General features: G+C 70.1%; 12 protein-coding genes. 9 read left to right on the forward strand and 3 right to left on the reverse strand.

The genetic code is table 11. The features are described from left to right. Positions 1 to 76: 76 nt before the first annotated feature. Positions 77 to 625, forward strand: coding sequence for a helix-turn-helix transcriptional regulator (locus ABZ824_RS06970; protein WP_355077641.1), 549 nt, complete (start codon positions 77 to 79; stop codon positions 623 to 625). Positions 626 to 695: 70 nt separating this feature from the next. After that, the gene (locus ABZ824_RS06975; RefSeq protein ID WP_355077643.1) at positions 696 to 1,079 is read left to right on the forward strand and encodes a PPOX class F420-dependent oxidoreductase; all 384 of its coding nucleotides are present in this window, start codon (positions 696 to 698) and stop codon (positions 1,077 to 1,079) included. A 10-nt stretch (positions 1,080 to 1,089) separates the two neighbouring features. On the opposite strand, the gene ABZ824_RS06980 is transcribed toward ABZ824_RS06975, so the two are convergent. Together ABZ824_RS06980 and ABZ824_RS06985 are read right to left on the reverse strand one after the other, a co-directional pair. Next, entirely contained in the window at positions 1,090 to 2,406 is a 1,317-nt protein-coding gene (locus tag ABZ824_RS06980) for a metallopeptidase TldD-related protein (RefSeq protein WP_356962484.1), read from the reverse strand. A gap of 68 nt (positions 2,407 to 2,474) precedes the next feature. Further along, positions 2,475 to 3,998, reverse strand: a complete 1,524-nt coding sequence (locus ABZ824_RS06985) for a TldD/PmbA family protein (protein WP_355077696.1) — start codon at positions 3,996 to 3,998, stop codon at positions 2,475 to 2,477. Positions 3,999 to 4,170: 172 nt separating this feature from the next. Between ABZ824_RS06985 and ABZ824_RS06990 the strand changes: the two genes are divergently transcribed. After that, the gene (locus ABZ824_RS06990) at positions 4,171 to 4,818 is read left to right on the forward strand and encodes a TetR family transcriptional regulator (RefSeq protein ID WP_356962114.1); all 648 of its coding nucleotides are present in this window, start codon (positions 4,171 to 4,173) and stop codon (positions 4,816 to 4,818) included. On the opposite strand, the gene ABZ824_RS06995 is transcribed toward ABZ824_RS06990, so the two are convergent. After that, a complete protein-coding gene (locus tag ABZ824_RS06995; RefSeq protein ID WP_355077647.1) occupies positions 4,819 to 5,586 on the reverse strand; it encodes a TSUP family transporter in 768 nt (255 codons plus the stop codon). Positions 5,587 to 5,693: 107 nt separating this feature from the next. On the opposite strand from ABZ824_RS06995, the gene ABZ824_RS07000 reads away from it, so the two are divergent. From ABZ824_RS07000 to lnt, 6 genes are all read left to right on the forward strand, one after another. After that, entirely contained in the window at positions 5,694 to 6,866 is a 1,173-nt protein-coding gene (locus ABZ824_RS07000; RefSeq protein WP_356962117.1) for a histidine kinase, read from the forward strand. A 132-nt stretch (positions 6,867 to 6,998) separates the two neighbouring features. Beyond that, positions 6,999 to 7,658, forward strand: coding sequence for a response regulator transcription factor (locus ABZ824_RS07005; protein ID WP_039798341.1), 660 nt, complete (start codon positions 6,999 to 7,001; stop codon positions 7,656 to 7,658). Positions 7,659 to 7,750: 92 nt separating this feature from the next. Next, the gene (locus ABZ824_RS07010; protein WP_356962119.1) at positions 7,751 to 8,233 is read left to right on the forward strand and encodes an FxsA family protein; all 483 of its coding nucleotides are present in this window, start codon (positions 7,751 to 7,753) and stop codon (positions 8,231 to 8,233) included. A 54-nt stretch (positions 8,234 to 8,287) separates the two neighbouring features. After that, complete coding sequence (locus tag ABZ824_RS07015; protein ID WP_356962121.1) at positions 8,288 to 8,542, forward strand: hypothetical protein; 255 nt, start codon at positions 8,288 to 8,290, stop codon at positions 8,540 to 8,542. 40 nt (positions 8,543 to 8,582) lie between these two features. After that, the gene (locus tag ABZ824_RS07020) at positions 8,583 to 10,181 is read left to right on the forward strand and encodes an amidohydrolase (RefSeq protein ID WP_356962123.1); all 1,599 of its coding nucleotides are present in this window, start codon (positions 8,583 to 8,585) and stop codon (positions 10,179 to 10,181) included. Positions 10,182 to 10,832: 651 nt separating this feature from the next. Next, positions 10,833 to 12,518, forward strand: coding sequence for an apolipoprotein N-acyltransferase (gene lnt / locus ABZ824_RS07025; protein WP_356962485.1), 1,686 nt, complete (start codon positions 10,833 to 10,835; stop codon positions 12,516 to 12,518). Positions 12,519 to 12,635 lie beyond the last annotated feature (117 nt).

Raw genomic sequence — 12,635 nt, forward strand, 5'->3', positions numbered from 1 at the left:
TAGGTGAGCGTAGCGTTGGTTTTCGCCGGAAGTCAAACTTGACTACCATGCGATCTCGGACCGGAAGGAGTTCGCGATGTCGGTGGTGCGCCTGCTCGTGCTGGGGGTGATGCGCCTGCGTCAGCCCGTGCACGGCTACGCGGTGCGTCAGGAGCTGCTGTCCTGGCGGGCCGAAACCTGGACAAACGTCAAGCCCGGCTCGATCTATCACGCTCTCAAGCAGCTCACCCGCGAGGGCAAGCTGAGCGCGTTCGGCACCCAGACCAGCGACCAGGGCCCTGGGCGCACGCTGTTCGAGCTGACCGAGGCGGGAGAGGCCGAGTTCCGCGGGCTCATGGACGAGGCGCTGGTCAGCATCGATATGGAGGAACTGGGCGCTGCCATCGCCTTCATGGACGCGCTGCCCAGGGCGCACGTCATCGCGAAATTGCGGGAACAGCGCCGCCGCAGCGAGGAAGTGCGCGCCGACCTGCTCGCCATGATCCCGGACTTCCCCGGGCGGTACGAAGCGCCGCACGCGACCGATCTGCTGGAGCTGTGGAGTGGCGTGTTCGAGAACCTGTCGAAGTGGACCGACGGAGTACTGGCGCGTCTGGAAGCGGGGGAGTACCGACTGCCGGAGTGAATGTCCGGCACGAACCCGGGCACCTTTCCCGCGTCGCTCACCGCACCGGGATGCGGGATACGCTGCCCGCATGACGAATTCGCTGGACGCCGTCGCCAAGGCCGACTACGTGCTGCTGACCACCTTCCGCAAGGACGGATCGCCCGTCGGCACCGCGGTGTGGGCGGTGTCCGAGAACGGCAAACTGTACGTCTGGACCGTGACCGACAGCTGGAAGGTCAAGCGCTTGCGCCGCAATCCGGCGGTCAGCGTGCAACCGTGCAGCGCGACCGGCAAGCCGCACGGCGCGGTGGTCGAAGGAACCGGACGGATCCTCGATGCCGAGGGCACGGAGCGGGTCCGCAAGCTGCTGCGGCGCAAGTACCGGCTCACCGGTCCCCTCGTCATCCTCGGCAGCAACCTGCGGCGCGGCAAGTCCGGAACCATCGGCATCGAGATCGACCTCGCGGCCTGACCCGCCGCGCTCAGGTCGCCTGGCTGACCGACGACATGTGGAAGTCCGGAATCCGCAGGGGCGGCATCGCGGTCCGGGTGAACCAGTCCTTCCATTCCCGCGGCAGCGTGAGCTCGGTGGCGCCCGCCTCGCTCACCCGCCGGAGCACATCCAGCGGGCTCTCGTTGAACCGGAAGTTGTTCACCGCGGCGGTGACCTCGCCGTTCTCGACGAGATACACCCCGTCCCTGGTAAGACCGGTGAGCAGCAGCGTCGCCGGATCGACCTCACGGATGTACCACAGGGTGGTCAGCAGCAAGCCGCGCTCGGTGCGCGCGATCATGTCGTCGATCGTGGCGTCGGAACCGCCGGTGAGCAGCAGGTTGTCGCCGGGAACCGTGGCGGGTGCGTCGAACTCGGCGGCGGTGGCGCGCGGATAGATCAGCGCGGAGATCACGCCGTCGCGCAGCCAGTCGACGCGCTCCGCGGTCAGACCGTTGTCGAACACCGACATCGATTCCGACGACGCGGTCGCCGCCACGAACGGCTGGTATTCCAGTCCGGGCGCGTGCGGATCGGAGTAGAGCGTGAGCGGGATATCGCTCAGTCGCTCGCCGACCCGGGTCCCGCCCGCTCGCGCGAACGCCGTGTGGCCTTCCTGCGCGCCCCTGCCCTCCATCGACCAGGCCAGGTAGATCATCAGGTCGGCCACGGTGGAGGGCGGCAGCAGCGTCTCGTAGCGGCCCGCGGGCAGCTCGACCTTGCGCTTGGCCCAGTCCAGGCGGCGGGAAAGGTCCGCGAGCAAGCCGGATACGTCGACGTCGGTGAAGTCCGCGGTACCCACCCCGACCCACGCGCTGGCCAGATCCGCGCCCTCGCCGCGTTTGCCGTTGATCTCCACCGAACCGGTGGGTTGCACGAAGCGGCGCCGGATGCCGGTCGAGGTGCCCAGCCAGGTGGTGTGCATCTGGTGATGTGCGAAGCCGTAGAGGCGGTCGGCGCTGTCGAATCCGGCGGACAGGCCCTCGGCCAGATCGGTGAACACCTCGATGCCGGTGCCGGTCGCCGGGGCGGCCCAGTCGTGGTCGACGGTGTCGGGCTCCAGCAGCGGCATCGCGTCGCGCGCGGGTTCGGCGCCGCGCGCGGCCTCCTCGCTGGCGCGCACGACGGCCTCGATGTCGTCGGGGTCGACGCTGGACGAGGCGATGGTGCCGACGCGTGCCAGCGTGGGCCCCTCGCGGAACACCGAGATCACCGCCCATTTGCGCGACACCGACGACCCGTTGGTGGTCATGGAGTTGCCCGCCCAGCGCAGTGACGCCTCGTGCTCGTCACGGACGATCACCATGGCCTCGTCGGCGCGCGACAGCGCCAGCGCGCGCTCCACGGTCACGCCGGCGGGGAACAGATCGTCGCTCACTGGCCTGCCTCCGTCCGGGTGTTGAGAATGTTGACGCCGCGCACCAGGACCGACGGGCAGCCGTGGCTGACCGCGGCGACCTGGCCCGGCTGCGCTTTCCCGCAGTTGAACGCGCCACCGAGCTGCCAGGTCGACGGCCCGCCGACCGCTTCCATCGCGCCCCAGAAGTCGGTGGTGGTGGCCTGGTAGGCGACATCGCGCACCTGGCCGTCGAGCTTGCCGCCGCGGATGCGGAAGAACCGCTGGCCGGTGAACTGGAAGTTGTAGCGCTGCATGTCGATCGACCAGGACCGGTCGCCGACGATGTAGAGGCCGTCGTCCACCCGGGAGATGAGTTCCTCGGTGCTGGTGTCGCGGTCGGGATCCGGTTGCAGTGACACGTTGGCCATGCGCTGGATCGGCACGTGATGCGCCGAATCCGCGTACGAGCAGCCGTTGGACCGCTCCAGGCCGAGGCGCGGCGCGAACACCCGGTCCAGTTGATAGCCGACCAGGATGCCGTCGCGGACCAGATCCCAGCGCTGCCCGGCGACGCCCTCGTCGTCGTAGCCGACCGTGGCCAGCCCGTGCGACTCGGTGCGGTCGCCGGTCACGTGCATGATCGGCGTGCCGTAACGCAGTGACCCGAGCTGGTCCGGAGTGGCGAAAGAGGTTCCCGCGTAAGCGGACTCGTAGCCGATGGCGCGGTCGTACTCGGTGGCGTGGCCGATGGATTCGTGGATGGTCAGCCACAGGTTGGTCGGATCGATGACGAGGTCGGTCGGCCCGGCCTGCACGCTGGGCGCCTTCACCTTCTCGGCCAGCCACTCCGGAATCCGGGCCAGTTCGCCGTCCCAGTCCCACATGCCGTCGGCCCCGGTGACGTACTCCCATCCGCGGCCGACCGGTGCGGCCAGCGTGCGCATGGTCTCGAACACACCTGCCGACGCGTCCACGGTGATCGCTTCGAGGCTCGGGTGCAGCCGCACCCGTTGCTGGACGATCGAGGAGCCCGCGGTGTCGGCGTAGAAGGTCTGCTCCTTGACCTGCAACACGCTCGCGGTGACGTGATCCACTCCGTCGGCGTGCGACAGGCGCTCCGAATAGTCCTGCAGCAGCGCGACCTTCTCGCCGGTCGGGACGGCGAACGGGTCGACATCGTAGGCCGACACCCAGCGCGCGTCGGCGTAACGCGGCTCGTCGGCCAGCTCGACGCGTTCGCGGTTGAGTGCCCGCAGCGTGGTCGCGACCGTGACGGCGGTGCGCGCCACTTCGGCGGCGGTACCGGGCGTGAGCGCGGCGTGCGACGCGAAACCCCATGTGCCGTCGACGATCACCCGCACGGCGAAGCCGAGTTCGGTGCTGTCGGTGACGGCCTCCACGCGCCCGTCACGCAACCGGATCGATTGGGTCACCAGGCGGTGCACCCGCAGGTCGGCGTGCTCGGCGCCGGCCGCCGTGGCCGCGGCCAGTGCGGCGTCGGCGAGCGCGGCCAGTGGCAGGCCGAGGAACTCGGCGTCCACGTCTCTGGAAGTCGCGATGCTCACCCGCACCAACCTAGTCGGTATCGCCGCGCGTGCGCGGTGATCACACGCCGTGCGGCAGCGCATCGTGTGCCGATTCGCGCGCGGTGCGTAGTGGCGCTGGGTGAACGGCGCGCGCGACACTCGGGCTTTACCGCGTGTTGCTCGCTGGATGCCGTACTGTGCCCGCGTGCCGCCATCCGCCCTCCGTGACCGTAAACGCGAACGTACCCGCCGAGCCATTCTGGAAGCCGCAGCCGAGCTGTTCGAGACGAGCGGCTACGAGGAGACCACGGTGGCCGACATCGCCGCGGCGGCGGACGTCGGCACACGCACGTTCTTCAACTATTTCGCGAGCAAGGAAGAGCTGCTCTTCCCGGAATCCGACGAGCGGGTGCGCGCCGCGGTGGCGGCCATCGCCAGCAGGCGTCCGGGCGAACGGCCGGTGGAGGTCGTGCTGCGCGGGCTGCGCGCGGCGGGTGACAACCCCGGCGAGCACCTCGTCGACGATCTCCATGCCCGGATCGGGGCGCTGCGCGCCCAGGTGTCGCGGACGGTGCCCGCGGTGAGCGGCCGCGCCGCGCACGCCCAGCTGGTCACCCAACGCGAGATCGCCAGGCAGTTGCACAAGGCGTTCCCCGCCGAGCTCGACGAGGTCGGCGCCGCCGCGTTGGTCGGCGCGGTCGTCGGTGCGGTGTCGGGTGCGTTGACGGTGCTGTTCCAGCGACCGGTGGCGGGAGTCGAGGACGGCGAGCGCCTGCAGCGCGAGATCCACGAGACCACCTCGCGGGTGCTGCAACCATGGCTGGCCACCCAGCACCCCCAACCGGTGGGCTGATCAGCCGAACTGCTGCCAGCCCAAGCGGATCACCATCCCGATCACCACCACCAGCAGCACGACGCGGACGAACTCGGCGCCCTTCCGCAGCGCCATGCGCGCGCCGACCACGGCACCGAGGACATTCGCGACGGCCATCCCCGCGCCGAGTGCCAAGAGGATGTGCCCGGTCGCCCCGAAGAAGAGCAGAGCGCCGAGGTTGGAGCCGCAGTTGATCACCTTCGCCATCGCGGCGGCCCGCACGAACTCGGTCCCGAGCAGGGTCGCGAAGGTGATGATCAAGAACGTTCCGGTGCCGGGCCCGAGCAAGCCGTCATAGAAGCCGATCAACCCGGCCGCCAACGCCACCGTGAGGACGACCTTCCGCCTGGTGGGTGGATGCGTGGCCAGGGTGACGCCGATCGACGGACGCAGCGTGACCACCACCGCGACACCGACCAGCACCACCATGACGATCGGAATGAACAGTTCCCGGTCGATCAGCGAGACCGCGGCCGCGCCCAGTGCCGCCGCCCCCGCGGCGATCACCGCCGCGGGCAGCAGCACCCGCCAGCGCATCGGCACCTTGCGAGCGAAGGTCAGCACCGAGGCGCTGGTCCCCGCGACCGCGGCGAGCTTGTTGGTGCCCAGCGCGGTCTGCGGCGCGATCCATGGGGCCACCACGAACAACGTCGGCAGCACGATCAGCCCGCCGCCACCCACCACCGCGTCCACCCAGCCCGCCGCCGTCGCCGCTGTCAACAAAACCGCCCAGTCTCCGATCTCCACCCGGTCAGACAACCAGACCTCGGAGCCGGACCCTGCCCGGTGCCGGGGACGGGCAGTCGTCGGCTGGGCCGGGTCGCCCGCGTGCCGAGGCCACCTACTCTGATCCGGTGCGTCGTTTCAGTCTGTGGCTCCGGGGCAAGCCCGTCGTGGCCGACTCGGTGCTGGCGGCGATCTTCGTGCTGCTCGAGATCATCGGGGTGGGAAACGCGCACAACAAGCTCGCCTACCTGGCCATCGGGGTGCTGCTTCCGCTGCCGCTCGCCCTGCGGCGGGTGTATCCCCGGGCCATGGCGGCGGCTACTTTGGCGTTGTCGCTGACCGAGACGCTGGTCGGCTTCCTGGTCCAGGACGACGCGGACCACATCGCGCAGCTGTCCCACGGCATCATGCTGTACACGCTGGTCGCTTACGTCGGCAGGCGGGACGGACTGTGGTACGGGCTCGGCCTGGTGGTGGATCTCGTGCTCTCGATCGTCGCGATCGGCAAGCCGTCCGGGTCCGACAGCGTGTTCACCGCCATGTTCTACGCCTTGTGCTGGACGCTCGCGGAGTTCATCGGCGCGCGGCACGCCTACGACGCCGAGGTGGCGGCCCGGCTCGCGGTCGCCGACTACGACAAGGAACGTCGCGCGCACGACGCCGTCGCGGCCGAACGCACCCGCATCGCGCGGGAACTGCACGACGTGGTCGCCCACGCGGTGAGTGTGATCATCGTGCAGGCCGACGGGGCGAAGTACGCGCTGCGCCGCGACCCGGACGCGGCCGAGCAAGCGCTCGCGACCATCGCGAGCACCGGCCGGGAGGCGCTGCGCGAACTGCGCAGAACCGTGGCCCTGCTGCGCACGGAGCACGCGCCCGACCAGTTGCCCCAGCACGGCACCGCGGGCATCGCCAAGGTCGTGGAGATGATGCGCGGCACCGGCCTGGCCGTCGAGCTGGAATTGACCGGCGAACTCGACGACATCGCGCCGGAGGTCAGTCTCGGCGTGCACCGCATCGTGCAGGAATCGCTGACCAACACGCTGCGGCATGCCGGTCCGCATCCGAAGGCGTGGGTGCGGGTGCGCCGCACCGATGCCGACGTGCTGATCGACGTCACGGACACCGGTGGGGCGTCGCCGACGGAACCGGACGTGCGCATCCAGGGCAGCGGTCTCGGCTTGGTGGGGATGCGTGAACGCGTCGCCGTGCTCGGCGGCAGCCTGGACGCGGGCCGCCACGCGGACGGAGCCTGGCGGGTGCACGCCAGCATCCCGTTGCGTTCCGACCCGGCGGACTGAACGAGCCGCCAGCCGCTTGTTGCGTGAAAAGTAATGAGCAGCAGTGCAATTCGGCCCATGTCGACCGGTAGGCGAGACCGGCGCCGCAGCTGCCGCCCGGCGCGGCGAAGCGGCCACGTTACATTGGGGAACGTGCCGATCACCGTGCTCGTCGTCGATGACCAGGAACTCATGCGGATGGGATTGAAGATGGTGCTCGGCGCGCACCCGGACATCGAAGTGATCGGCGAGGCCGCCAACGGCGCGGCCGCGGTCACCACAGCGGCGGAACTGCGTCCCGACGTGGTGCTGATGGACGTGCGGATGCCCGTGGTGGACGGGGTCGTCGCCACGACCCGCATCGTGGAGGCCGGGCACGGCAGCCGGGTGCTCGTCATGACGACCTTCGATCTCGACGAGCACGCGCTCGGCGCGCTGCGGGCGGGGGCGAGCGGATTCCTGTTGAAGGACACCCCGCCGGAGGATCTCGTCTCGGCCATCCGCAGCGTCGCCGCCGGTGACGCCGTGGTGTCGCCGAAGGTCACCAAACGTCTGCTTGACCGGCTCATCGCCGAGAACCCGGCGCGCACCCGCGACCCGGGCGTGCTCGATGTGCTCACCGCCCGCGAACGTGAAGTGCTCGAGCAGATCGCGGCGGGCCGCTCCAACGCGGAGATCGCCGAGCAGTTGTACCTCTCGGAGGCCACGGTCAAGACACACGTGGGCCGGGTGCTGACCAAACTCGGTCTGCGCGATCGGGTTCAGGCAGTCGTGCTCGCCTACGAGACGGGGCTGGTGCGGCCGGGCGGATGATGGCGCGGGCTCTCAGCGACCTATCAGGCGAATCAGGGAGAAAAAACCGGGCGCGATACGTTGACCGGGGTAGATCGTCCGAAAGGATCGCCATGCCCGCCTTGTTGTTCGTGCTGTACGTCGTCGTGGAAATCGCCGCGCTGGTCACGGTCGGTCAGCTGATCGGCGCGTTGCCGACCATTCTGCTGCTGATCGCCGGATCGGGAGCGGGCATGCTGCTGGTCGGTTCGCAGGGGCGGCGGGTGTTCGAGCAGTTCCGCCGGGCCGCGCGCGGGGAAGTGGCGCCAGGGACCGCCGTGGCGGACGGCGCCCTGGTCGCGGCGGGCGGTGTGCTGATGTTCGTACCCGGCCTGGTCACCTCGCTGTTCGGTCTGCTCCTGCTGCTGCCGCCCACGCGGTTGCTGGCGCGTCCAGTGCTGGCGGCCTTCGCCGCACGGCGCTTCGGCAAGCTGGTCGCGACCGGGCCTTACCGTGGGGTGGTCGTCGACGGTGGTGACGTGGTGGACGGCGTCGTCGTGGGGCAGTGGTACGACGACGGTCAGGGCAACGCGCGCCGCGCGATCCCCTCGTCCTGAGTGAACTCGCCGCACCCGGTTCCGTGTCGCCCCGCGAAGGGCTATCGTGACGCGATGACCACCGAGCAACTCACCGTGACGGTGAGCGAAGAGCTGGCCGCCGCGGTGAAACGAGCGGCCGCCGCTGCGGGACAGTCGATTTCCGGATTCACGGCCGCGGCGCTGCGGCTGGAGCTGATCGCCGTGGAGGCGGGCTGCCTGCCCGCGGCGGCCGGGAGAACCGGCGGCACGCCGCCGGAATACGCGGAGGTGATGGCGGTGCTCGCGCAACCGGAGGATCTGGACCGCCACTCCGTGCTGAACGCCTGACCGAAACCGCCGAATCGGGCATGGGGCAGACTGGTGCCTCGTGAGTACCCAGTTGCTGATCGGCGGCCGTTTCTACAGTGCCAGTTCACCCGACGCCACGGCGATGGCGGTGAGCGACGGAACCGTCGTCTGGCTGGGCGCCGAGCAACCCGGACGGGCGCTGCATCCGGATGCCGAGATCGTCGACCTCCACGGCGCCTTCGTCGCGCCCGCGTTCGTCGATCCGCATGTGCACGTCACCGCGCTGGGCCTGAAGCTGACCGGGCTCGACCTGTCGGCCGCCCGGTCGCTCGAACACTGCCTGCGGCTGCTGCGGGAGTTCGCCGAGGCGCACCCCGACGGCGCGATACTGGGTGACGGCTGGGACGAGACCACCTGGCCGGAGGGACGGCCGCCCACCGTCGAGGAGCTCGACGCGGCGGCGGGTGCGGGCAGGCAGGTCTATCTCTCGCGCGTGGACGCGCACTCCGCGGTGGCGTCCTCGGCGTTGCTGAACGCGCTGCCCGGGCTGGCGGCGACCGACGGATTCACCCGAGGCGAGCCCGTGCGTGCCGCCGCCCACCACTTGGTGCGCGCCGCCGCGCTCGCCGGATTGACTCGGGCACAACGGGATCGAGCGCGCGCCGCAGCACTGGACCATGCCGCCGCGCGCGGTGTCGTCGCGGTCCACGAATGCGCGGGGCCGGAGATCGCGGGCCGTGATGACGTCCGCGAACTGCTCGAATTCGAGCACGGCGTCCAGGTGCGGGCCTACTGGGGCGAGGCGGTGCGCAGCGCCGAGCAGGCTCGCGCCCTGATCGACGAACTCGGCGTGCACGCACTCGGCGGCGACCTGTTCGTCGACGGCTCCTTCGGATCGCGCACCGCGTGGCTGCGCGCGCCCTACTCCGACGAATCCGGCTGCGGCCGAAGCTATCTCGATGTCGAGGCGATCGCGAATCACGTCCGCGCCTGCACCGTCGCCGGCATCCAGGCCGGATTCCACGTGATCGGCGACGCCGCCATGGATGCCGTGGTCGCCGGTCTCGAACGGGTGGTCGCCGAACTCGGCGGTCCCGCCGTCGCGGCGCTGGGGCATCGCGTCGAACACGCCGAGCTCGTCGATGCCGAGCACATCTCCCGCCTGGCCCGCTGGGGCGTGATCGCCAGTGTGCAGCCGGGATTCGACGCCGCGTGGGGCGGAACCGACGGCATGTACGCGGCGCGGCTCGGCGCGGAGCGCGCCGCGGCGCTGAACCCGTTCGCCGCCATGGCCTCCGCGGGCGTGGCCCTGGCGATCGGTTCCGACGCCCCGGTCACCGCGCTCGATCCGTGGGCGGCGGTGCGTGCCGCCGCCGGGCACCGCACGCCCGGCCACGCCCTGTCCCCGCGGGCCGCCTTCGCCGCGGCAACGCGCGGCGCGTGGCGCGCGGGCGGAGTTCGCGACGGGGTGGCGGGCACACTGGTCCCCGGGGCGCCCGCCTCCTATGCGATCTGGGATGCCGGCGAACTGGTTGTCAGCGCGGCCGCCGACTCGGTGCAGCGCTGGTCCACCGACCCGCGGTCGCGCGTCCCTGGGTTGCCCGCGCTGGAGCCGGGCGCGCCGCTGCCCACGTGCCTGCGCACCGTGCACCGGGGAGTGACGATCTATGCGAAGTGAGCGCGCGATGGTGGAGTCCGCGACGGCTCCCGGCCGTCTCGTGCCCGGCGTTCGGGTGCGCGGGGCGGCTCGTGAGCGGCTCGGCTCGGGCCGGGCGAACAACACCCCTTGCCGAGTGCACTCTGTTCGTCCACGGTGGTCCGATGTGGCACTGCGTGCCAGTACTCCATCTTCTCCGTTTGCCGGACGCTCTCCGGTGAACCGCGGCGCCACCGCGGATCGGTGCGTGAACCAGCCGCATAACCGAGCGTGGCGGCTCGCGATTTCGCACGCACCGGCTGGAACGCTCCGGTCTGTTCGACGGAGCGTGAGCGGAGAACCGATATCGCGTGCGCGGCGGCTAACGATTCAGTGGGGCCCGGCGATGAAAAGATGGACGCCCGATGACTGGCATATCCACCGTTTTCCGGGCCTCGCCTCCGGTCGGTCGGCCGTGTGGTGTGAATACGCCCCCGGGCGAGTCGATCGGTTGGGCGAGTCGCGTGCGCGCACTCGAAGCATGGCGGACTTGATATTCCGTGTGATAAACATCACGTCCATTGCTGGGTCGAGGTTTGTCGAGCGGCGTGGGCAGGACTCGGACCGATGGACGGCTCGGTTGTCGACCGCCGACTGGCGAGGGCCCGCGCGATGGCGGACGGTGGCCGAGTGATGGTGCGAGAGCGAATTCTCGCGTCGGTGCGGCAGGCGTCCGCGGTGGCGCGCAATCATCCGGTGGCGACGCGGTCGGTGGCGGCGGTCGTCGCGGGCTTGTTGCTGTTCGGCAGCTTCCCGCCCAGGCCGTGGTGGTTTCTCGCCCCTTTGGGCGTGGCGGTGCTCACGCTCACCGTACGCGGCGAGGGCCGCCTGCGGGCGGGCTTCGGCTACGGATTTCTGGCCGGGCTGGCGTTTTTCGTCCCGCTGCTGCCGTGGACCGGCATCTACGTCGGACCGCTGCCGTGGCTGGCGCTGTCCACCGCCTGCGCGGTCTACCTCGGCGTCTTCGGCGTGCTCGGGCGGTTGGTCGGCGCGTTGCCCGGCTGGCCGCTGTGGGTGGCACTGGCCTGGGCCGCGGCGGAGTGGGGCAGGTCCAGCTTCCCGTTCGGTGGTTTTCCCTGGGGCCGTTTGGCCTTCGGTCAGGCCGACGGCTGGTTCCCGTCACTGGCGGCGATCGGCGGCGCCCCGCTGGTCGGGTTCGCCGTCGCGCTCACCGGAACCGGGCTGGCCGCGTTGGGCTCCGTGTTGTGGTCGGTGTGTACCACGGATGACGGGCGCGAAACCGTGGTCTCCGAGAACGGTGCGCCCGAGTCGACCGCCGTGAGCGGACCCGTCCCGGCGACCCGACTGGGATACGCCGCTGTGGCTTTCGCCGTCTTGATCATGCCGCTCAGTGGCCTGCTGCTCCGGTCGGCTCTGCCAGATCCGGAGGCGGGCGACCGAACGGTCACGGTCGCGGCGATCCAGGGCAGCGTGCCCCGCCTCGGACTGGACTTCAACGAACAGCGGCGGGCCGTGCTGGACAATCACGTCCGGCGCACCGAAGAACTGGCCGACGAGGTGGCGGCGGGCCGCGCGCCGCGCCCGGATGTGGTGATCTGGCCGGAGAACTCCTCCGACATCGATCCTTTGCGCAACGCCGACGCCGCCGCCCTGATCACCGCCGCGTCCGAGCGCATCGGCGCACCCATTCTGGTCGGCGCCGTGCTGATCAACCCGGACCGGACGACGACCAACTCGGTGATGGTGTGGAACGGCGCGGCGGGTCCGGGAGACCGGCACGACAAGAAGATCATCCAGCCTTTCGGCGAGTATCTGCCGATGCGGAGTTTCTTCCGGCATTTCTCCGAATACGCCGATCGGGCGGGGTATTTCGTACCGGGAAATGGTGACGGAGTTGTGCACGCGGCGGGTATCGACATCGGCGTGGCGACGTGCTACGAGGTCGCTTTCGATCGCTCGTTCGAGGACGCGATGCGCGCGGGCGCCCAACTGCTCACCGTGCCGACGAACAACGCGACCTTCGGCGACAGCGAGATGACCTATCAGCAGCTGGCCATGTCCCGCGTTCGCGCCGTCGAACACGGCAGAGCGCTGGTCGTCGCGGCCACGTCGGGTGTCAGCGCCATCATCGCCGCCGACGGCAGTGTGCGGCAGGAATCGGCGTTGTTCGTGCCCGCGGCTCTGGTCTCCGAGCTTCCGTTGCGCAACGACACCACTCTCGCAACACGAATCGGGCCCGCGCCGGAGCGAGTTTTCGTTATCCTGACGGCTGCCGCCGCGCTGGCCGCGGCCCTCCGGCGGCGATCTGCTACCCGCGTGGACGAGCGAAGCGGCCGTCGAGCCGTCGACGACCGATAGATCCTGTCGAACCAGCTTTTACCGAACACTCGGTTTGTTCTTGCCCCTACCGCCCCGAAAACGAAGGTGCGTAGTAAAGTTGCGCGCCGTTCGCCAGACAACTGAAGCGATCTGCGG

Source organism: Nocardia sp. NPDC047038 (assembly GCF_040644075.1).
Classification (GTDB): domain Bacteria; phylum Actinomycetota; class Actinomycetes; order Mycobacteriales; family Mycobacteriaceae; genus Nocardia; species Nocardia sichangensis.

Coding starts and splice junctions, on each gene's coding strand:
- ABZ824_RS07015 (WP_356962121.1), top strand. CDS start 8,288: ATGACCACCGAGCAACTCACCGTGACGGTGAGCGAAGAGCTGGCCGCC.
- ABZ824_RS06980 (WP_356962484.1), bottom strand. CDS start 2,406: ATGGTGATCGTCCGTGACGAGCACGAGGCGTCACTGCGCTGGGCGGGC.
- lnt (WP_356962485.1), top strand. CDS start 10,833: ATGGTGCGAGAGCGAATTCTCGCGTCGGTGCGGCAGGCGTCCGCGGTG.
- ABZ824_RS06975 (WP_355077643.1), top strand. CDS start 696: ATGACGAATTCGCTGGACGCCGTCGCCAAGGCCGACTACGTGCTGCTG.
- ABZ824_RS06970 (WP_355077641.1), top strand. CDS start 77: ATGTCGGTGGTGCGCCTGCTCGTGCTGGGGGTGATGCGCCTGCGTCAG.
- ABZ824_RS07010 (WP_356962119.1), top strand. CDS start 7,751: ATGCCCGCCTTGTTGTTCGTGCTGTACGTCGTCGTGGAAATCGCCGCG.